Origin of the sequence: Anoxybacillus sp. PDR2 (genome assembly GCF_009834045.1) — a bacterium.
In the GTDB taxonomy this organism is placed as follows: Bacteria; Bacillota; Bacilli; order Bacillales; family Anoxybacillaceae; genus Anoxybacteroides; species Anoxybacteroides rupiense.
The window spans coordinates 1,463,849-1,484,024 of sequence record NZ_CP047158.1 but is presented as its reverse complement, the minus strand read 5'-3'; the positions used below and the strand labels follow the sequence as shown (position 1 = coordinate 1,484,024).

Genomic DNA, 20,176 nt, shown 5'->3' with positions numbered 1-20,176 from the left:
AGGTATGAAATACGATTGGCAAAGCATTGATTGCGCACGAAAAAAGAGCCGACCATTCCTGATCGGCTCTTTTTAATTAAAATGTTTGAGCTAAATCTTTTGCCCGCGCAATGGCATTTTCTTTAATCTCTTGTGCTTTATCAGGCATCGCAGCGTGTCCTTCGACAAACAACCCTTCAAAGGATGGAATGCCAAAAAATTGCATGATGACGCTTAAATAACGATGCCCCATTTCCAATTGAGCAGCTGGGCCTTCTGAATAAATACCACCGCTCGCCTGAATATGTAGCGCTTTTTTATCTGTTAATAACCCAACCGGGCCTTGCTCTGTGTATTTAAAGGTTTTGCCTGCCATCGCAACAGCATCAATATATGCTTTCATCACCGGAGGGAATGAGAAATTCCAGAACGGTGTGACAAACACATACTTATCAGCGGAAATAAATTGCTCGCATAGCTCTGAAAGACGCCCTACTTTCGTTTTTTCTTCTGCAGAAAGCTCGCTAAAATCTGTTCCTGTTCTTAATTTATCCCAACCGTTCAATACATCTCCATCAATTTGCGGAATGTATTCTTTATAAAGGTCAATATGAACGACTTCATGATCAGGATTAGCTTCCTTGTAAGCCTCAACAAACGCCTTTCCAGCTGCCATGCTGTAAGATTGTGTGTGGTCATAAGGATGGGCTGTAATGTACAAGACTTTTGCCATATTCATTCTTTCCTTTCTTGTTGTAAATTTTGTTTGGTTATAAATTTCGAATCAATACATTTTTGATTCGAAGTAATCTTATTAAATTTTAAATAGGATTTCAAATGATTTGCTCACAATATTTTAGTATAACGAAAAATTCATTTTTCACTCGATGAACGATCATTTTTTTCAGGAGCTCGAGAAAAACATTGTTGATGACCCTTTCTCGCTTCCCTTCCACACCAACAAAATAACACCCTATCAATCGCGATAAAAAAGCACCTTGGATAAAGGTGCTTTTTGACTGGATGTTATCCTATTTTCTCTTTTTCAAAAACGCAGCAACGGAAAGAATGAGAGCAAGAATTGAGACAATCAGGGTAGCTGTTTGCACACCGTTTGCTTCCGTTTTTTTGTTTTCTGTCTCTTCTTTGTCACTTTCTTTTTTTGTCTCTGTAACAGCTTGCTGGCCATGATGAGAGCTGTGGCTGTCTGAAGCTGCGGCTGATTGACTGATTTCAGTTACAGAATGAGGGGTTTGTGAGCTTTCATCCCCCGTCCATTCGACAACAGAGCCATCTTTATAGTATTGATAAGCATCCCAAGCTAATGTTCCTTCCTGTTCTGGGTTTTTAGCCATAAAATAAAATTGCTGAAACTCTCCTGGCAAAAGGCCCTCTCCTGTTGCTTCCCACGTAACTGTTCTCACTTTTCCAGATGCGTCTTTCTCCGTGATTACCTTCCATCCACTAGCAGGCTGATAGGATACAAACTCTGCTCCTTCTGGAACTTTTAACGTGACTTTTGTTGTCGGTATCTCTTTTTCGACAGGAATTTTTATGGTATACGTTTCCCAAGAGCCCGGTGCAGAAATATTGGGCTTCACTGTCACATGTGCACTTGCTATTCCTGAAAATAATAAAAATGCGGTCATAGCAAAAATAGTCAGTCTTGATACTCTGAGAACGGCTTTTTTCATAAATCCATTTCCTCCTTTTATTGACTACCCACAAAACATTCGAAATCTGCATCAATGCTTTGTAAAGATGTGGTTAATGCATGAATATGAATGTTCCAGCGGCCAGCCATACTGATCATTCCTTGGATTTGATAAGTGCCGGATTGATTTCCGCGAACTTGTAAAACATTTTCTCCCATATCCATTTCCTTAGATGCAAGTGTGACTGTCACTTGCTCAATATCCTGGACCGGCTGCCCTTTTTGATTTTTAATATGGATCGTAAAATGATTGGTTCCTAATATATTGGGAGTCACTTTTAAGCCAATCGTATACCCGTGAACCTCTTTTGTTTGCTGAAAAGGGCCCGGAGCCGCTGTCGCGGGAGGGAGATTCGTCAAAACGGCAGCAAGAAGCAGCACGATGATTCCGATCCCCCATTCTCCCCATATTGAAAGCCCTAATTTTCTTCCTTTCTTTCTCGCCCATATATGGATGGAAGCTAGCATCATCATCATCAATAACATGACTTTACCCATCAAGAACTTCCCGTACATGGTCGAAAGAAGAGCAGAAAAGGTCGGAACTTGTTGAAGGCTCATGTATGCACCCGTCATCATGACCCCACAAGCAAAAATCGCCCCCCAGTAAGAAAATCTTTTAATCGCGGCCCAATACCGATGCCAATCTTTTTCCTTTTTCGTCAATAGCTCTAGCGGCAAAATAAGGGCAATCATGCATAAGCTCCCCAGCCAAAGGCTGGCAGCAAGAAGATGCAGAAAATCTATCAATACAGAAATCATGCGATGAGGAGACGCTGCTGTATGTCCAAGTAACGATTTCGTAAACAAAAGCCCCATTCCGATAATGAATGACAAAGACACCCAACGTTTAAGCCGCTTCTCTTGGCGCTGATGGAAATATGTAATGGCAGAGCCCGTTATCAGCAATAATCCAAGGCATGCGATCTGAATGAGCCAGACAGAGCCAAATGAACTATCCGTAATCATTTTTTTTATGAAGGATACGCTCCATGCTTTAGACCATGGTACATCTGCTTCGACTGTAATTTGTAAAGGCAGACTCAGTAAAATTGAAAGACTCATTCCAATGTAAGCGAGCCAATACAAAGCATTATATCTGAATGAAAAAGAAAAAGTCTCCTGCTTCGGCTCTACTATTTGTTTAAAAAAAAGCATTCCGACAAACAAAGATGAGCTTACGTAAAACAGCCAGCGAATCCATACCATATCCAGCTGTGGCAAATAGTTTTTGGTTTTAGGCAAAATCGATGTTTCCGTTTTGCCTCCTTGTCCAATTTGAAACGGAATCGTTCCCTTGACCGGATGGCCATCGCTGGAAACGACCCTCCATTGGATCATATACGTTCCCTGCGACAGAGCGTTTGGCAAATTCGCTTCAAGTATTTTTGGATGATTCTTATCAATCCGTACCTGGTTTAATGTAATCGATTGCCCTGCTTCATTGATTAGCTTCAAAGAGTAAAAATGGTCTTGAATTTCTTCATTAAACTCGATGCGAATCATACTCGGAGCGCGAGCCAATGTTTCATTTTCTGACGGCGTGGAGCGAACAATATAAGCATGGGCAAATGAGCGGCCAGGGAATAGGTTGAGCAGGAATATACCCACCAATCCCCATAGCAGTACTTTGTGCAAACGAAGCAACGATTTCCCTCCTTGTGACTGTACTTTCCGTTTTTCTGATCGATCACGTTTGGCTATGTCTAGCTGTATCCGCTTTAATCAAAGCCCCCATGTCGGACAAACTCTCCTTTTTCGCCCGGAAAAGTTCGATATGTATTTATATTAGATAAACACTGTGAAAAAAGTGTGAAGGATGTATGACACTTTTTTCACATGATATCCGCTATGAGAGCAAAAAAATAAACCCGTGTATACGGGTTAAACTAGCCCTTGATTCGCCTTTCATCCTCTCGCCTAAACGTTGAATAACAAGCATATCCGCTTCAGCAGCCGTCTTTATCAACGGCTGCTGAACTAGCTACAAACAAGTATGGATTAATGAATGTCCCGTTTCTTAAAACGTCCGCCGCGCACTTCAGCAATATCGGCAATCGCCAAGAAAGCATTGGGATCATTTTCTTCTACAATTTCTTTCAGCTTTGCCTCCTCAAGGCGTGTAATCACACAAAACACTACTTTTTTATCATCTCCGGAAAATGCGCCTTCCCCGCTCAAATAGGTAACGCCGCGCCCAAGTCGATTCATGATGGCGCTGCCGATCATTTCCGAATTATCACTAATAATCCAGGCTGATTTCGACTCATCTAATCCTTTAATCACGACATCAATGGTTTTAAAGGCAATAACATAGGCTAAAATCGAGTACATCGCGCGATCCCAAGTATATACGAATCCAGCCGTACCAAGGATAAAAATATTAAAAAACATAATAATTTCGCCAACGGAAAAAGGAATCTTTTTATTGATCAGTATCGCCAATATTTCCGTGCCATCTAACGCACCGCCACAGCGAATAACAAGTCCTACTCCCATGCCTAAAATCATGCCGCCGAAAATCGTGGCCAACAAAATATCTTCTGTAAAAGCAGGAACAGGGTGAAACAAAGAGGTAAAAACAGATAAAACAGCAATTCCAAATAATGTGGAAATAGCAAAGGTTTTACCGATTTGCTTATATCCCATAAAAAAGAATGGAAGGTTTAAAAGGAAAATGAAAATACCGAGGCGATAACCTGTAATGTGGGAAAGCATAATGGAAATGCCTGTTATGCCTCCATCGATGACTTTATTGGGAACTAAAAAGATCTCAAGTCCCACAGCCATTGCAACAGCGCCAATAAAAATGCCGATCGCCCTTTTAAGGATTTTTGTTTTAGATAATTGTTGATGTTGAACTGATACTTTAGCTGATTGTGATAAGATTTCTGACAAAATTACTCCCCCTTATTCTTGATAAACAGCGCTCATGATCCAATGCCTCCTAAATAAAAATGTTTGGTTTTGCTAAATGATAGCATACATATAGATAAAATGGGATTGCTTCATTATATAAGTGAAAATATAACCTACGCTAAGAGAAGGGGCAAATCGGCAAGCTGGCCATCTCTTTCTCACATTAGATCACTCGCACGTTAGTTCTTCTTCGTTTTTATTATATCAAAAAACGATGAATATGACGCATATCATGCACTGTGATATTCTCTCCCTATGCTGACGTCAAGAGTTGAGGGGGCTCGGGTTATCCCTTCTGTTAGATACAACTTGATTCATCCACATTTATTCCTTGTATGGCAGGTGATGCCCCTCTTTCGGTGATTAGGTGGTGAAAAACTTCTCTCCACAGAACCATAAACGCGCTATGCAGGTATTTGTCCTACGAATATGTGACGAAAGACTTTTTTTGAGTATAGAAATTTTTTCATATACTTCTTTCATTCCATTTTTCAGTTGGATTTATGATAGTTTTCATTCATCAAATTTCAATAAAATCCATGTTTGTCCAAAACATGATACAAACTTTTTCATACACTAATAGTATCCTTCGGATGAAAGGAGGAAATTCCATGTCTCAATACGGCGGATCTTATAATAATGGCTTTGTGTTAATCGTAGTATTGTTTATCTTATTAATTATCGTTGGTGCATCGTTAATTAACTATTAACAGCCCGTTTTCACTCTCTCCTTCATTGCCGCTGGGAGTTCCGTCCAAACGGAACTCCCTTTCTTTTCATATCCCCCTCTTCTTTCCATTCGAATAATGGGAGGAAAGTTTTCTTTCACATCGTCTTAACAATAAAAGTCCAAAAAATGGATAGGTAATTTTAACCTGTTTTTATAAGTTTGTTGATTATCCGATAAAAACTAATGGATATTGCTTGGTTCCTAGCTAGATCACTCCATGTTTCTAGTAAAATAATGGATCCTCAACACTTGTGATGTTTTGCTTCTGTTCTCTGTCATTTTGCCTGAGCCTCTCCAAAAAGAATGCGAACCATAAAATAAAACAATCCGAAACATCTCTGTGCTTTTTGCTTTATCACCGTTATATAAAAAAGCAGGCTTCTCACTTATGAATATGGACAGGTGTTCCGATTGGCACAAGTGCAGCTAACTCCACCACATCTTGATTATGCATACGAATGCAGCCATGGGATACATTTTTTCCTATAGAGGAAGGGTTATTCGTTCCGTGTATTCCATAGTGTGGCTTAGAGAGTCCCATCCACATAGCCCCGAAAGCGCCTCCAGGATGACGCTGTTTATTAATGATCGTATACGTTCCTGAAGGGGTTGGTGTCAACATTTTACCAACAGCAATGGGATACACCTTAATGAGCCGCTGTCCATCGTAAAGCTTTAATTGATGTTTACTTGTCGAGACATCGATCCAACGCGCCATCCAACCATCTCCAGATAAAAATTTGAATTTTGTATCAGTGTATGAGTTTTTTTATTTTTTGACATTCATGAACCTCGCCCATCTCCCCTCCGTTAAGAGAGAGGAGTTTTTTACCACTCAATCCAAGAAGCTTCAGCGCAAAAGAAAGTGACTTCTCCTGCTTGATAGGAGGATCGGAAAAGCCTTCTGGGCCGATTCGGTAAGCGAAAAGGGGAACGTTTTTTGGTGATCAAGCAATCGAACAATCCGAAATCACTTTTTGAAGACCTAAAAGTTTGTTATGAAGAATAACCTGTGGCGCTTGTCCAATCCATTCACTTATGTATGATCCTCGCGCCGTATACAGACAATGAAAGAAATGGTATCTATCAAAACTCACGGTCAAAAGTGGATTATTACCTAGTCAAAGGCAACGAATATTGAGGAGGCGAGCCATATTCGTCATCCTTGCATACCATGTCCAATGAGCGCTTCGGGTAACGAATCATAAAAAATTTCCTTGTCGTGAAAGCGATCGCAATAGACAAACAGGCTCTTCAACACGTTCATTCATTGCTTTTGAATCTCTCTATCGTTCCATAGTTTTTCTCCTACATCAACACAGAAGTATGCTGACTGAATACTGCACTTGATCCATGAATCCATACTTGTCAGAACCGTCTCATTCGAATAGAATAAAGACAAAGTGATTTTGGAAAGGAGTGAAAAAATGGAACAAAAGCTTGACCTCATTTTAGAAAAAATGACGTCGATTGACAATGAGCTAAAAAATGTCCATGATCGATTAGATGATATCGGAACACAATTAAAACAGATAGATGACCGATTGAACCGAGTTGAAAAGCGGCTGGATCAAGTGGAAACACGGTTAGATCAAGTTGAAGCAAGATTAAGTCATGTTGAAGAGCGATTAGATCAAGTCGAAACAAGATTAAGTCATGTTGAAGAGCGATTAGATCAAGTTGAGACACGCTTAAGCCGTGTTGAAGAGCGATTAGATCGGGTTGAACAGGAACAAAAATTAATGAAGCAAGCTGTAATGGAAACAAACGAAGAAGTGAAAAACCTCCAAGAAAGCTTTAAATCTGTCTACGAAATCATCGGCGAACATGACGTTTCCATCCGTACGTTAAGAAAAAAAATCATGTAATTTACATCTCCTTCAAAAGTAAGGACCTCACCTCTTTTTTCATACTTCAACATGATGTTATATTTTCTGGTATCCCTACATAGTATTTAATTTATTACATGCAATTGGATATGGTAACATTTGTATGATGGAGCTTTTGCCGTTTGTCCATGGTCAGTTAGTTGAAAGCAGCGGCTTCCTAAAGAAAGCAGCGTTGTTCCAATGTTCACCACGCGGATGCATGGCGAAAAGGCAAGCCTGTAGACTTGCCTTCCGACCATATTTTTATTTCACCTTTCAGTTATGTTTCACATACATTTCGATAAATTATAAACCTCCCTCCACCTCCACTTCGCTTAGAGGTGAGGAACTTCTCGGTGGATGGTGTGAAATTAGTAAATAACATGCTCTTTAGTGAATAAAGGCCATTATTTCATCATAGCTGCTGTTCTTTTCTATAGCCATGTAACAAGCCCTAATCTTTTTTATGGAAAGAGATCCTCGACAGTCGATCCAGAGATGTTATCTACACGCTGAAAATCGCGCTCGGAGCAACGAAAACCAGTGGAAAAAGTGTAAGGTTTATCCTGGTTTATAAATTCCATATTTTATAATTTCGAGATATTCATTCAGTTCTTTGATGGAGGAATCCATGATATGAGCGATGTCGATTGGTTTATTTTTATATAGAGTTAAGTATTTCGTAGCTAGCTGTTCACTAATAAGCATCGTTATTTTTACTACGGTATCGACGGAAATATCCTCTCGCAGTTTTTCCGTTTGGATCAAGTCTTTCATATAAACACGCTCCAACATAAAGCCTTCCTGATACGTTTCGTAGTGTTCCTTTATGATCTCTTCCATTTCCTTTTTTACAGCAACAGGCGGATGAGTGAGCGCGTTCATAGCAAAATACGCTTCTTGAAGATACTTCTCTATCACTTTACGTTTCAATAGGACTATTTCTTTCACTCGTTCAAAAAAATCATCAGCCTGAACTTGTTTGAAGGCTTCTGTTACTTCTTTCGTAAGCAGATCCTTTACATAATGGACTAAATAAAGGTATAAGTTTTTCTTGCTTTTAAAATAATGAAACAGAAGTCCTTTGGAAATTCCCGCCCGTCTCGTAATAACATCTGTGGAAGCTTTTTCATAGCCATTCTTCACAAATTCCTCAATAGCCACCTTGATAATCAAAGCTCTTTTTTCCTGTGGCTGCTTTTCAAATGCTGAATACAATTTAAACACCTCAATGTTTTATCAAACTGCCATATCCTTCTTTCTATATACCATAAAGGAAACGAATAAACTAATGAAAATAACAGCGGCCATGATAAACATATAAAGAGGCTCCAGTTGATGATCACGAATAATTTGGGCAGCGTCTACATATTTAAACGGACTGAAATATTTTAAAATCTCTAAGTCCTCCGAAATCCCTGCCATCACATTCATAAAATAAGCCGCTAGGACAATTCCTAGTGAAATGGAAAGAATGCTCCTTGTTTTTTTCAACATGGATGACAACATAAACGCGACAGCAGCAAATGTCAAATGAAGCAAAATGGTGGCAACGATTAGTAGGCTAAAGATGCCTGCCGGAACTTCCGGATCATCTGCAAATTGAAACCCGATCATACTTATGATTGTTATGACTCCGTTAAAGATCAAAATATTGACGAAAACAGCCAAAAGTTTTTCGGTCACAATTCGGTTTCTTGTAACCGGCTTTGACAGCAAAAATTCGATCGTCTTTTCATTTTCTTCCTTCGCTAGGATATTAGAGGCAAGAATAGCCACATATATGCTTCCTAAAAGAGTCGTCATCATATAAATTTCGATCCCGTAAAACCCCATCAGATCTCCTAGGCTTAATTCATTCATTCCCAACGCTTTTTTCATAGGCTCCGGATAAGCCTCTAGCAGCTTGTTCATTTCATTTTGCTGTTCAGCAAATTGCGGATAAATGCTTAACGTCAATAAAATGAGGCCACTAAGGACGACGCTCCAAATCATCAACGACTTGAAATTTCGTTTCAGTTCCCTTTTAAAAATCATATCGATCCCTCCCTTACTTCTCATAGTAATGGATAAATACTTCTTCAAGAGACGGCTCTTCAATCAGCAAGTTTTGAATCGGCATCGTATTCAGCTGATGGAGAAGCGCCTTTATATCCCCGCTGTAAAGCAGCTTCATTTCACTGCCGTTGATTTCTTTTTTCGCGATTCCTTCGAGATTGAAGTCCATCGCATTCGCTTGTTCAAATGTAATGGTAATCTTTTTTAAATTGTTTTTCGTAAGATGTTCAATCGTTTCGACTTTCACAAGCTGCCCTTCCTTAATAATAGCGACCCGGTCACACATCTTTTGCACTTCAGAAAGAATATGAGAGGAAAAAATAATGGTTGCTTCCTTTTCTCTTTCCTCTTTAAGAAGTTCAAAAAAGGTGTTTTGCATAAGCGGATCGAGTCCGCCTGTCGGTTCATCCAAGATCAAAAGTTTTGGCTCATGCAAAAGTGCTTGGACAATCCCTACTTTTTTTCGATTACCAAAGGAAAGATCCTCCATTTTTTTATGGAGATCAAGATCGAGTCTTTCTGCCAGTTCTTTCATTCTTTTTGGGTTGAATGTTTTGTAAAAGCCTGCGGAGTATTTTAATAAATCAACCACTTTCATATCATCGTAAAAATGAACTTCGGATGGCAGGTAACCCACCTTTTGTCTAATTTCTTTTGATTGTTTCACAATATCTTTCCCGAAAATTGTCGCACTCCCGCTGGTCGGATAGAGGAAATTTAAAAGCGTTCGAATAGTTGTGCTCTTACCTGCTCCATTCGGTCCAATAAATCCAAAAATTTCCCCTTTTTCAATGGAAAAGGTTAAGTTGGTAATTCCCCTGTTCTTCTTATACATTTTAGTCAAATGTTTGACATCTACAATGTTCATTCTTCCGCCTCCTTTAGGTGGCTTTGCACAGATTGACTGGTTAGTCAATACCATTATATAGAAAATTGACTGGTGAGTCCATTTGTTTTTTAAATTTTAAAAACGAATGGGTTGAAAACCGTTCGATATCAAAAACTGCACATCATTCATCTTTATTAAAAATATCATTGTTTTTATCTCACTCTAATCCAAGTAAATTCCATAAAATTGTCTTCTTCCACATAGAAGATAAACGCCTAATGTTCGTTGCTTCCTATCCAATTTCTCTCAGTAAAAAATACATAATCTACCCTGTTGTCCCTCATTCAGCTCACTGCCACTTTTCTTAGTTTAGAAAATTGCACACACAAAAATACCCAGTGCCTCGAATAGGCACTGGGTGCAATGAATATATGACTTGCCGGCTACGTACGGCAAAGAAATGAAGAATCATACTGCTCTTTATTAAGGACGTATCCACACACCTTATTTTTTGATAAATTGCTGTGTCCAGATATATCCATTTTCTTCAAAGCCGACACCGATATGAGTGTAATTTTTATTTAAAATATTGGCACGATGCCCTTCACTGTTCATCCAAGCTGTTACAACTTCCTGAGGGGTACGCTGACCTTTCGCAATATTTTCCCCAGCTGCTGTATAAGAGATACCGAATTTTTTCATCATATCAAATGGAGAACCATATGTTGGGCTAGTATGTGAAAAATAATTATTGACTGCCATATCTCTTGATTTTTCACGTGCCACTTTGCTTAGTGCTAAATCCACTTGTAAAGGCGGTAGCCCATATTTTGCTCGCTCTTTATTGGTTAAATCGACTACTTGTTGTTCATATGCCTTTAATCCCGTTTCCGTCGTTTTAGTATTTTGATTTTGTGTCGACTTGGTATTTTGATTTTGTGTCGACGGAGTTGCAGAAGTATTTTGCCCAGAAGCGGCTGGTTTTTTAACAGTTGTCTGCTGTGGTGCATTCACTTTTGTCTTCTCTGTTTTATATAAGGTGAATGGAATTTTCCCTTGAAGCCATTTTTCAATTTCTTGAAAGTTGGATACTTGAACAGTATATTTAACTTCTTTCCCGTTAGCTGCTGGACATGGAGTCATCCCAGCCGCCTCCGTCTTCGCCGTAAACGTTACTCCTGCAATCGCTAAAGATGCAGCAAGTGAAAGTACGATTTTTTTATTCATCGTTTCTCCTCCTTCAATCTCATCTCTTGCGTGCATCTTCATGATAACATGGACTTTTTGTAATATTTATGGATAAATAAGGTAACTAAAAATCTCCAGCTTTATTTTCCAAAAAAAACCTATGTTTTCATTAAAAAAATCTTGGATCGTTCATGAAACAACAGGAGTTTCAAAAAAATATCTTTCATTCCTATAAAAACCTTCTATACCTTATTCATAATCACTTTTTATTATTTTCCGTAAAAATAAGTCTTGACAATATTTTTGAAGAAGATGTTCGTTAACATTTTTTACACGCTTATTACAACGATCCCTTTTATTTTACAATTTTCTTACTGGTAAAATATAGGGGTTCATTGAGCATGATAGGCAGCGGCGACCGATATCACTCGATCCTCACATTCGTATGTAATCAGATAAAGCTTCACTTCTACCCGTGAATTTTTACAGATACCATTCATCTGTATATAGCATGGACAATCAGTTAACGGATTGGATCTCGCACACGAGTATCTTACTTGAGATATTCCTTTTCATTTTTCATGATCTAAGAGCGAGCTTCTTGTGTTTATTCCACCAACTTTTCAAAAACGAGCAGCCATCAAAGCACACCAAACAAGCTACGGCTGCATAACATGCCTATACAGTCTGAACACCAAATCAAAGAGGAGAATCACTATTATGACTTCATCAGTTGATTATACGTCTCCATCTGCTCAATACGCCTTTGATGTCAACCAAAGTCCATTGTTTAAATTGGACCAAAACAATTATATTAATGTGCTAGGCATCAAGCAATTAAATACATTAGAAAATATTTCGCTTCTTGATATTTTTCTCAGCACCGATCATGTAGTAGAACCGCACTATCATCAAAACGCAGCCGAATTAGTTTATTGCATTTCTGGCGCTGTCACCATTTCCATGCTGAATCCATTTACAAAAAAAGTTCTTAGCTACTCGATTACTCCCGGACAGGTGGTCAACATTCCTCAAGGATGGTGGCATTATGAAATCGCTACAGTAGACCGCACTCATCTTCTCGCTATTTTTAATGCATCCACTCCAGAAGTGATTCTCGGTTCCGACATTCTAAAACTTACTCCTTCCTATATGATGGCCCATACCTATTGTATGGACGAAAATCAATGGAAACAGACCATTGCACCTGTTCAACCATCCACCTATATCGGCCCATATAAAAATTGCCATCGTGGGACAGCAAACCAATCTCATCCCTATCCTTACCAGCAGCCGTACCAGCATCAGCCAATCTCTTATATTCCCCAATATCCGTCGTACTTAAGAGAAAATGGCTCTTCTCGACAATAGGAGGAATCGTTTATGAGAAAATCCGGATTTGTTCCCAACAACACAAATATCAAAAAAACAAGTGGCACTCCCAATCTTTTTTTCGACTCAAGAGATAACATCTTTTTTCAACGAGATGATGAAAATATTGCCTATGAGGTCACCTCGACACAAATACCAGCAATGGTAGGAGGAGCTTTTGTCGATCTCTATCTCACAAAGGGACATATTCGCGAACCGCATTGGCATCCGAATGCGTGGGAACTGGATGTAGTTGTTTCCGGCGAAGCACTGATTTCGATTGTCGATCCTGATACAAATAAGCTCCATCATTATAAAGCGAAGGCGGGTCAAATTGTCTTTATTCCAATGGCTTGGTGGCATTGGATCAGGCCAGCGTCAGAAAAAGTACATCTTCATCTCTTTTTTAACAATGATCAATTCGAAACAGCAGAAGGCTCCGATACGCTACGTCTCACGCCACCTGAAGTTTTCAAGCTGGCTTACGGGCTTGATGTCAATCAAATCGCCGATGCTCTTTCACCAATTAAAGAATCCGTCGTTATCGGTCCTCCTTCGGAAAGCCATTCGTTAAACAAAGATAGTCTTTCTTCCAGTCGAGACCGCTTCGTTCCAAGGAAGGCGAAACAAAAACAATGGAGCGAGCAAGAAATATCCATCCAGATCAATGACAAGGAAATTCGCTTCTAAAATAACAACGTATCAGAAGTCTTTTCATCCTATTGAATAAATCATCATTTTAAATGGATCATACAGAAACGTATCTTTTTCATATTTGCGTTTTTGATATAGCAAGCGGTCCGAATTCTTGCCGTCCACTCCTAAAAAGCAAGCCGACTCCTGCTCCAATGAGTGAAACATCCTTGACGTTTCTTTCAAAGCCTCATTCGTTTCATTTTTAATAAAAAACTCCCGCCTTTCTATCGGCAGGAGAGAGTAATGATACGATCAGCGTTTTCATTTCAGCTGCGATTGAATCGCGCTGCGCAAATGACCGTTATGACGGCGAAGCACATGAAATACTTCTTCACCCGTCAAACCGGTCATCAGCGCTAAAATCGCCGCTTTGGCAGATTGATACGTTTTGAGTGCTTGCTCTGCCTCTTCTTCGCTTACATCGGCGATTTCGATAATCATATTCTTAGCCCGCATCAACAGCTTTTCATTCGTTGGAACGACATCGACCATGAGGTTGCTGTATACTTTACCGCTGCGAATCATGGCAGCGGTCGTAATCATATTTAAAACAAGCTTTTGTGCGGTACCCGCTTTCAGTCTTGTCGATCCTGCTACTACCTCTGGACCTGTTAAAACGACAATTGGATAATCCGCTATCTTCTCCATTTCCGAATTTTTCGTGCAAGTGATAGCCGCCACCGTAGCTTCGACAGATTTGGCATATTTCATCGCTGCCAATGTATAAGGAGTTCTTCCGCTGGCGGCAATTCCAATGACGACATCCTTTTGATTGACATGAATTTGCTTCATATCTTCTATAGCCTGCTCAATGTTATCTTCTGCTCCTTCCAAAGCAGACTGCAAAGCTTTTTCGCCTCCAGCAATCACACCGATTACCTGCTCCTTTGGAACACCATAAGTCGGTGGACATTCTGATGCATCCAGCACTCCTAAACGCCCGCTTGTACCGGCCCCGACATAGATAAGGCGTCCGCCGCTACCGAATGCTGCGACGACCCGATCGATCACTTCCGCAATGACAGGCAAAACCCGCTCCACAGCTTTTGGAACAGATTGGTCTTCTTTATTCATTTGTCTTATAATCTCTAGACTAGATAACGTATCGATATCCAGCGTATGGACGTTTCTTTTTTCTGTGTCAATTTGCCGAAGGTTCATGATGCCATCTTCCTTTCTGATCCAACCCTTTCATCATGTTAAATAAACACATCCATATTCATGAAACTGATGACTGTACGATTATGCGAAACTTTTGACCTGGACCAATGCATTCTAGAAGCGGAATATCTTCATCTACCACCTTTGCTACTACATTGACTCTCGCATCCTTCGGCAAGCTTCGTTTCGTAATTTGCAGCTCGCCTGCATATCTGTTGTATAAATCATTGTCAATCGTAACAGAGCCTTTTGTGCGACTGATCACAGATGACGGCATAATCTTCATGCCATTCTTTTGTGCATAAAGTCTAGACTCTTGCGATCGAATCACATCCCTGGCCAGATCTAACCGATTCGTATGAGTGCCTTCAACAAGCAAACGCAGGTTTTCATCGTCTTGATTCTTCATCACACATCTAAGTGGAACGATTTTTTCGGCTAACGATGCCAGTAACGATAATGTGCAGTCTTTAGCCGAAATATCACCAATCAATACGTGATCGACATGATATTGAAATAACAGTTCGGCACACGCAAGATGTGGTGCTTGCTTCCGGTGCTTCTCCAATGTCGGCAGTCCTGCATATAGGGGGCCTCTCAGCTTATGATCGCCAGGAATAAATGCTGTTGTCGCAATACCGTATTGCTGAAACATTTGATTGCGCGCAACGAAAAAACGAACATCAAGGCCCGTTTCCGGCCTTGGATAAAAATTGTGCCAAGCCTCGACATTTTGAATGTTTAACCCTAAGCCGATCCATCTCTTCAGCATGTCTTCATTGACCGTGCTAGCATTTAAGCCAATTTTCATTTGCTTTGACCATTCTACGATTTCTTGATCATTGTAACCATCATCTAAGCGAAGCCCTGTCACGCCCCATGCAACAAGCTCTGTTGGCTGATCCATGTTCAAATATGCCAACGATTGAGAAGATACATCAACAAATAATAACATATTATATTGTTTGACGAGCATCCCTAGTCGCTTTAACCGCTCTCTATACACAGCCGGATCATCTTCAGGAATATGAAGCGAAGTAAAAATGGATTGGAGTTGATAGGATTGGGCCTTCGCCACAAGCGGTTCCATATGACGTGGATCATTGCCTAAATATACAGAAATCCCAAGCATGCTTCCACCTCTTCTAAACGATACAAGCGGTCTCAAAATGGGCGAATTTCCTGATCGCACTGCTTCAGCATTGGAGACCGCTTTGAATCTGCTTCGTTAAAATTTCTATTGGCTAAACGGAATAAAGGAGAGGTTCCTTCATCAGCGGAACTTATGATTAGTTAAGTGTTGCATTCGTCTGTCCGCTTTTTCCAAGATCCCTTGTCATGGCCTCATTAAATCCAAATAAATAAGTAAAAATAAAGCCGAATAAATAAGCAATCAACAGACCGATGAGATAATAGACGATTTGCTGGGCATGAACTAAAAAGGCCAATGGCAAACCAGATACGCCGATAGCAATCGTTGCTACATGAAAATAAGCTTGAAAAGCGCCTCCTACCGCTGCACCTAAACAAGCGGTAACAAACGGTCTTCCTAAAGGTAATGTAACGCCAAAAATAAGCGGTTCGCCAATTCCTAAAATGCCGACAGGAAGTCCCCCTTTAATAATTTTGCGAAGCTGAGCATTCTTTGTTTTAAAATAAATCGCAAATGCAGCTCCTACCTGACCGGCACCTCCCATGGCCAATATCGGCAACAAAGGATCGTCGCCGATGGATTGAATCAGCTCCATATGCACAGGCGTCAGCCCTTGATGAAGACCGGTAACGACTAAAGGAAGGAATGTTCCAGCCAGAATGATTCCTGATAAAATGCCACCAGCGTCAATTAAACTGACTAATCCTTTCGTAATCAAATCGGAAATCCAACCTCCAACAGGCTGAAGAACGATGAGAGTAGCGATCCCCGTGATGAGGACAGAAATAGTCGGTGTTACAATCATATCGATAGAGATAGGGACAAAGCGACGAATTTTCTTTTCTATCCAAGCCATGAAAACAGCTGCAAGCATCACCCCGATTAATCCTCCGCGTCCAGGCACCAGCTTTTCGCCAAAAAGCGTGAGATCCGCAAGCGCCGGATTAATAATTAAAATGCCGGCAATACCGCCAAGAGCAGGAGTTCCGCCAAACTCTCTCGCCGTATTTATACCGACAAAAATGCCAAGATAGCTAAAGAGCCCCCAGCCGATAAAATTTAAAATCGAGATGATGGCTGAATCTGGATCGGCTCCTGCGCGAATAAAGACATTCGTGATTCCAGCGATTAAACCTGAAGCAACAATTGCTGGAATCAGCGGAATGAAAATGCTTGAGATTTTTCGCAAAAATAGCTTAAATGGCGTTGCGTTTTTTAGCTTTAAGTCGGCTTTTGTCTGTTCGGCAAGATGAGCCCATTCATTGGCACTCAATGATTGAATATCGGTTTCCCTTTGCTTGGCGATTTCCTCGGCCACCTTTGTCACAATTCCTGGTCCTAAAATGATTTGCAGTGTTTCTTGCTCAACTACACCAAGTACACCATCAATGTTTTTCAATCCATCGATATCCACTTGACTGTGATCCACAGGCGTGATTCTTAATCGTGTCATGCAATGAGACAGACGATCAATGTTTTGATAGCCGCTAAGTTTTTCGACAATTTCCTTTGCCAGCCGTTCATATTTCTCCATTATTTTTCCCCCTTGTTCTTCATCCCTAAACCAAGAACAACCCGTCAAAAAGAGAAATTGGCGTTTGTGAATGTGCAGTTATTGATCGCTTCGCTTCCATCGTTTGACCGCTTCCCGCGTCCGGTCTAGCGCGGCAATACTTTCTTCATAAGCTCGGCTGACAATGCCGACATAGAGAATATCAATCACATTAAACTGAGAAATTCTTGAGCTCATAGCTCCGCTGCGGATGCTTTTTTCTAATGAGCTTGTATATAGCGAAATATCAGCCAGCTCAGACACTGGATTCACTCCAAATTTTGTTAAAGAAATAACGGTTGCTCCGTTTGTTTTCGCCAATGCTAATGCTTGAATAATCCCTTCCGTTTGTCCAGAATAAGAAATGCCAAAGGCAACATCAGTTTCGGTCAAATTAGCGCTCATCATTCCTTGTGTATCATAGTCAAATGCAGCTTCACACCAGCGATTGATCCTTGTTAGCTTTTGCTTTAAATCTTGAGCGATCACCGCTGAAGCCCCTATACCATATACAGCAATTTTACGCGCTCTGCTTAAAGCATGAACGGCTTTTTCTACAGCATCTATCGATAAAACTGACAATGTATCTTGAATGGATTGAATACTGTTGTTTGACACAGAAGCGATGATAGAGGCCATTGAACCATCAATCGGGATTTCTTGATAAGATGATCCGCTTGGCTCATTTTGTTTGGCCAAATCGACAGCAATTTTTAGCTTTAGTTCACGAAAGCCCTTACAATTCAACGTTCGTGCCAAACGAATAATCGTAGCTTCACTCACATTCGCTTGCTCTGACAGCTTTTGGATTGAAAGATGAACCACCTCCTCAGCATGCGTTAAAATATACTCAGCTGCCTTTCGTTCTGCTGGCTTTAACGAATCAAGCGCCTCCTGAATGCTAATGAAGCCTCCTTTCAATTTGTTTTCCTCCCTTCACACTTATGTATACTCCGCATCTGAAACTTTATTGCAACATTCCATGGTTTTTCTGAATTTTTATTTCATTCCATCTATCTTCCACAAGATCGCATGTTCCATGTGATCAAACGCCAAACAAAAAGCGCAGCTCCCATGATAAGGAAGCTGCGCGGATGGGGTTACATAACGCGCTTAAACATTTTTTCAAGTTCATAGGTAGAAAAATGAATCATGATGGGTCTTCCATGCGGACAAGTGAATGGATCCGTTGTTTTGCGCAACGCTTCCAGCAGCGCGAACATTTCGTCATCGCGCAAATGCTGGTTCGCTTTAATCGACTGTTTGCAGCTCATAAGGATGGCCGCTTCCTCGCGTAATTGTTTAAGATCCACTTTTTTCATGGCGAGCACTTGCTGAATCATCTCTTCAATAATTTCTGTTTCTTTTCCTTTCGGAAACCAAGCGGGATGCTCACGCACTATAAAGGTATGGTGGCCAAACGGCTCAAGAAAGATCCCGCAGCTTGCTAATTCTTTTCGATGTGCCTCGATTAACACATATTCATTGGCAGCATATTGCAGCGTGAGTGGCACAAGCAATGTTTGCACCTCATTCGTTACATGCGCCACCTTTTCACGAAAATATTCGTACTTAATTCGTTCTTGAGCAGCGTGCTGATCAATTAAATATAAACCATTCTCGTTTTGCGCTAAAATATAAGTTCCATGCAGCTGGCCGATCGGATAAAGAGGCGGAATTCTTTCAACAGACTGCTCTTTTACACTATCTTCCGCCGGCATGTCCGCTGCTGATTCCATAGGCTTCTCTATATCCCTTTGGTTCTCTTCTATCCATGCAGTCTTTGAATGTTCGATGGACGGCGCTTCCTCGCGAACGGTTGACCATTCACGGCGCGTCTCTTCTTGCCCACTCGTTTCGGCAGGTGCTTCCGCCGTTTTGTCAACCGTATGCTGAAATACGAAAGAAGCTTGTTCATTTCTTGGTTTTTCCGGCCGCTTCACGATCACTTCTGGAATCAGCGTTCGCGATTGGAAGGCTTGGCGAATCGCGGATTCCACCAATTGATTTAATTCAGCCTCTTTACTAAAGCGCACCTCCAGTTTGGCAGGATGAACATTCACATCCACTAACATGGGGTCCATCTCAATCGAAAGCAACACAATGGGATAGCGGCCAATCGGCAACAATGTATGGTATCCTGACTCAATGGCTTTCATTAATGGAATATTGCGCACGTATCGTCCATTCACAATCAAAGAGATATAGTTTCGCGAAGCGCGCGTCACTTCCGGTAACGAAATGTAGCCTTTCACAGTAAAATCTAATGATTCCGCCTGAATGGAAATCATTTTTTTCGCTATATCCATCCCATAAATGGCGGCGAGCACATGACGGACATCGCCATTTCCGCTCGTATAAAGCAATTGCTTGTCATGATGGCGCAAGCGAAACGAAACATCAGGATGAGCCAAAGCCAGACGATTCACAATATCCGTGATATGTCCAAGCTCTGTATGAATGGTTTTCATATATTTTAATCGTGCCGGTGTATTGAAAAACAAATGAGATACGGTAATTTCCGTTCCTTTGCGGCTATTTGTGCGCTCATGTTTGACAAGCTGGCCCCCTTTAAGCATAATGAGAGTCCCTGGTCCATTGCCTGTGCTTGTTTTCATCTCCACCTCCGATACGGAAGCGATACTTGGAAGCGCCTCGCCGCGAAAACCGAGTGTGCGAATGCGAAATAAATCATGCTCATCTTTAATTTTGCTTGTCGCATGGCGTTCAAAAGCAAGCAAACAATCTTCCTCTTCCATGCCATCTCCGTTGTCAATGAGACGGATTTTCGCAAGCCCAGCTTCCTCTAAATCAATTTCAATCACTGTGCTGTTGGCATCCAACGCATTTTCAACAAGCTCCTTGACGACAGAAGCGGGGCGTTCTACCACTTCGCCGGCAGCAATTTTATTGGAAAGATGATCATCGAGCTTGCGAATTTTTCCCATGACTTATCCC

General features: G+C 40.8%; 19 protein-coding genes. 4 read left to right on the top strand and 15 right to left on the bottom strand.

Going from position 1 to position 20,176, the window contains the following annotated elements:
* Nucleotides 1–76 precede the first annotated feature (76 nt).
* From GRQ40_RS07200 to GRQ40_RS07185, 4 genes are all read right to left on the bottom strand, one after another.
* A complete protein-coding gene (locus GRQ40_RS07200; protein ID WP_066147366.1) occupies nucleotides 77–712 on the bottom strand; it encodes an FMN-dependent NADH-azoreductase in 636 nt (211 codons plus the stop codon).
* 298 nt (nucleotides 713–1,010) lie between these two features.
* Complete coding sequence (locus GRQ40_RS07195; RefSeq protein WP_066147365.1) at nucleotides 1,011–1,673, bottom strand: YcnI family copper-binding membrane protein; 663 nt, start codon at nucleotides 1,671–1,673, stop codon at nucleotides 1,011–1,013.
* A 17-nt stretch (nucleotides 1,674–1,690) separates the two neighbouring features.
* Complete coding sequence (locus GRQ40_RS07190) at nucleotides 1,691–3,340, bottom strand: copper resistance protein CopC (RefSeq protein WP_159719625.1); 1,650 nt, start codon at nucleotides 3,338–3,340, stop codon at nucleotides 1,691–1,693.
* 354 nt (nucleotides 3,341–3,694) lie between these two features.
* A complete protein-coding gene (locus GRQ40_RS07185; protein ID WP_236546411.1) occupies nucleotides 3,695–4,591 on the bottom strand; it encodes a YitT family protein in 897 nt (298 codons plus the stop codon).
* Nucleotides 4,592–5,115: 524 nt separating this feature from the next.
* Here GRQ40_RS07185 and GRQ40_RS18955 point away from each other — a divergent pair.
* Nucleotides 5,116–5,322, top strand: a complete 207-nt coding sequence (locus GRQ40_RS18955) for a YjcZ family sporulation protein (protein ID WP_080862658.1) — start codon at nucleotides 5,116–5,118, stop codon at nucleotides 5,320–5,322.
* Nucleotides 5,323–5,724: 402 nt separating this feature from the next.
* Here GRQ40_RS18955 and GRQ40_RS07175 read toward each other — a convergent pair whose 3' ends face one another.
* On the bottom strand, nucleotides 5,725–6,060 hold the full coding sequence (locus tag GRQ40_RS07175; RefSeq protein WP_044745311.1) for a L,D-transpeptidase: 336 nt from the start codon (nucleotides 6,058–6,060) through the stop codon (nucleotides 5,725–5,727).
* A gap of 709 nt (nucleotides 6,061–6,769) precedes the next feature.
* Here GRQ40_RS07175 and GRQ40_RS07170 point away from each other — a divergent pair.
* Complete coding sequence (locus GRQ40_RS07170; RefSeq protein ID WP_066147360.1) at nucleotides 6,770–7,210, top strand: hypothetical protein; 441 nt, start codon at nucleotides 6,770–6,772, stop codon at nucleotides 7,208–7,210.
* A 561-nt stretch (nucleotides 7,211–7,771) separates the two neighbouring features.
* Here the strand turns inward: GRQ40_RS07170 and GRQ40_RS07165 are convergent.
* The 4 genes from GRQ40_RS07165 to GRQ40_RS07150 all read right to left on the bottom strand — a co-directional run bounded on the left by GRQ40_RS07165 (nucleotide 7,772) and on the right by GRQ40_RS07150 (nucleotide 11,324).
* Nucleotides 7,772–8,428, bottom strand: a complete 657-nt coding sequence (locus tag GRQ40_RS07165) for a TetR/AcrR family transcriptional regulator (RefSeq protein WP_066147358.1) — start codon at nucleotides 8,426–8,428, stop codon at nucleotides 7,772–7,774.
* Nucleotides 8,429–8,449: 21 nt separating this feature from the next.
* The gene (locus GRQ40_RS07160; protein ID WP_066147356.1) at nucleotides 8,450–9,247 is read right to left on the bottom strand and encodes an ABC transporter permease subunit; all 798 of its coding nucleotides are present in this window, start codon (nucleotides 9,245–9,247) and stop codon (nucleotides 8,450–8,452) included.
* A 13-nt stretch (nucleotides 9,248–9,260) separates the two neighbouring features.
* On the bottom strand, nucleotides 9,261–10,136 hold the full coding sequence (locus tag GRQ40_RS07155) for an ABC transporter ATP-binding protein (protein WP_066147354.1): 876 nt from the start codon (nucleotides 10,134–10,136) through the stop codon (nucleotides 9,261–9,263).
* A 465-nt stretch (nucleotides 10,137–10,601) separates the two neighbouring features.
* Complete coding sequence (locus tag GRQ40_RS07150; RefSeq protein WP_066147352.1) at nucleotides 10,602–11,324, bottom strand: CAP domain-containing protein; 723 nt, start codon at nucleotides 11,322–11,324, stop codon at nucleotides 10,602–10,604.
* Nucleotides 11,325–12,005: 681 nt separating this feature from the next.
* On the opposite strand from GRQ40_RS07150, the gene GRQ40_RS07145 reads away from it, so the two are divergent.
* Nucleotides 12,006–12,656, top strand: coding sequence for a cupin domain-containing protein (locus GRQ40_RS07145; RefSeq protein ID WP_066147350.1), 651 nt, complete (start codon nucleotides 12,006–12,008; stop codon nucleotides 12,654–12,656).
* 12 nt (nucleotides 12,657–12,668) lie between these two features.
* Nucleotides 12,669–13,346, top strand: a complete 678-nt coding sequence (locus GRQ40_RS07140) for a cupin domain-containing protein (protein WP_066147347.1) — start codon at nucleotides 12,669–12,671, stop codon at nucleotides 13,344–13,346.
* Between the two features lie 24 nt (nucleotides 13,347–13,370).
* Here GRQ40_RS07140 and GRQ40_RS18725 read toward each other — a convergent pair whose 3' ends face one another.
* The 6 genes from GRQ40_RS18725 to mutL all read right to left on the bottom strand — a co-directional run bounded on the left by GRQ40_RS18725 (nucleotide 13,371) and on the right by mutL (nucleotide 20,166).
* Nucleotides 13,371–13,505 carry a hypothetical protein gene (locus GRQ40_RS18725; protein ID WP_255357494.1) on the bottom strand — a complete coding sequence of 45 codons (135 nt, stop codon included), beginning with the start codon at nucleotides 13,503–13,505 and terminating at the stop codon, nucleotides 13,371–13,373.
* Nucleotides 13,506–13,613: 108 nt separating this feature from the next.
* Complete coding sequence (gene murQ / locus GRQ40_RS07135; protein ID WP_066147345.1) at nucleotides 13,614–14,513, bottom strand: N-acetylmuramic acid 6-phosphate etherase; 900 nt, start codon at nucleotides 14,511–14,513, stop codon at nucleotides 13,614–13,616.
* Between the two features lie 58 nt (nucleotides 14,514–14,571).
* On the bottom strand, nucleotides 14,572–15,645 hold the full coding sequence (locus tag GRQ40_RS07130; protein WP_159719624.1) for a DUF871 domain-containing protein: 1,074 nt from the start codon (nucleotides 15,643–15,645) through the stop codon (nucleotides 14,572–14,574).
* 157 nt (nucleotides 15,646–15,802) lie between these two features.
* Nucleotides 15,803–17,200 carry a PTS transporter subunit EIIC gene (locus GRQ40_RS07125; RefSeq protein ID WP_159719623.1) on the bottom strand — a complete coding sequence of 466 codons (1,398 nt, stop codon included), beginning with the start codon at nucleotides 17,198–17,200 and terminating at the stop codon, nucleotides 15,803–15,805.
* Nucleotides 17,201–17,278: 78 nt separating this feature from the next.
* Nucleotides 17,279–18,139: a MurR/RpiR family transcriptional regulator gene (locus tag GRQ40_RS07120; protein ID WP_236546410.1), complete on the bottom strand. Its 861-nt coding sequence runs from the start codon at nucleotides 18,137–18,139 to the stop codon at nucleotides 17,279–17,281.
* A gap of 179 nt (nucleotides 18,140–18,318) precedes the next feature.
* Nucleotides 18,319–20,166 carry a DNA mismatch repair endonuclease MutL gene (gene mutL / locus GRQ40_RS07115; RefSeq protein ID WP_159719622.1) on the bottom strand — a complete coding sequence of 616 codons (1,848 nt, stop codon included), beginning with the start codon at nucleotides 20,164–20,166 and terminating at the stop codon, nucleotides 18,319–18,321.
* Nucleotides 20,167–20,176: the final 10 nt, after the last annotated feature.

Coding starts and splice junctions, on each gene's coding strand:
- GRQ40_RS07155 (WP_066147354.1), bottom strand. CDS start 10,136: ATGAACATTGTAGATGTCAAACATTTGACTAAAATGTATAAGAAGAAC.
- GRQ40_RS07125 (WP_159719623.1), bottom strand. CDS start 17,200: ATGGAGAAATATGAACGGCTGGCAAAGGAAATTGTCGAAAAACTTAGC.
- GRQ40_RS07140 (WP_066147347.1), top strand. CDS start 12,669: ATGAGAAAATCCGGATTTGTTCCCAACAACACAAATATCAAAAAAACA.
- GRQ40_RS07170 (WP_066147360.1), top strand. CDS start 6,770: ATGGAACAAAAGCTTGACCTCATTTTAGAAAAAATGACGTCGATTGAC.
- GRQ40_RS07160 (WP_066147356.1), bottom strand. CDS start 9,247: ATGATTTTTAAAAGGGAACTGAAACGAAATTTCAAGTCGTTGATGATT.
- GRQ40_RS07175 (WP_044745311.1), bottom strand. CDS start 6,060: ATGGCGCGTTGGATCGATGTCTCGACAAGTAAACATCAATTAAAGCTT.
- GRQ40_RS07195 (WP_066147365.1), bottom strand. CDS start 1,673: ATGAAAAAAGCCGTTCTCAGAGTATCAAGACTGACTATTTTTGCTATG.
- GRQ40_RS07150 (WP_066147352.1), bottom strand. CDS start 11,324: ATGAATAAAAAAATCGTACTTTCACTTGCTGCATCTTTAGCGATTGCA.
- mutL (WP_159719622.1), bottom strand. CDS start 20,166: ATGGGAAAAATTCGCAAGCTCGATGATCATCTTTCCAATAAAATTGCT.
- GRQ40_RS07145 (WP_066147350.1), top strand. CDS start 12,006: ATGACTTCATCAGTTGATTATACGTCTCCATCTGCTCAATACGCCTTT.
- murQ (WP_066147345.1), bottom strand. CDS start 14,513: ATGAACCTTCGGCAAATTGACACAGAAAAAAGAAACGTCCATACGCTG.
- GRQ40_RS07200 (WP_066147366.1), bottom strand. CDS start 712: ATGGCAAAAGTCTTGTACATTACAGCCCATCCTTATGACCACACACAA.
- GRQ40_RS07130 (WP_159719624.1), bottom strand. CDS start 15,645: ATGCTTGGGATTTCTGTATATTTAGGCAATGATCCACGTCATATGGAA.
- GRQ40_RS18955 (WP_080862658.1), top strand. CDS start 5,116: ATGATAGTTTTCATTCATCAAATTTCAATAAAATCCATGTTTGTCCAA.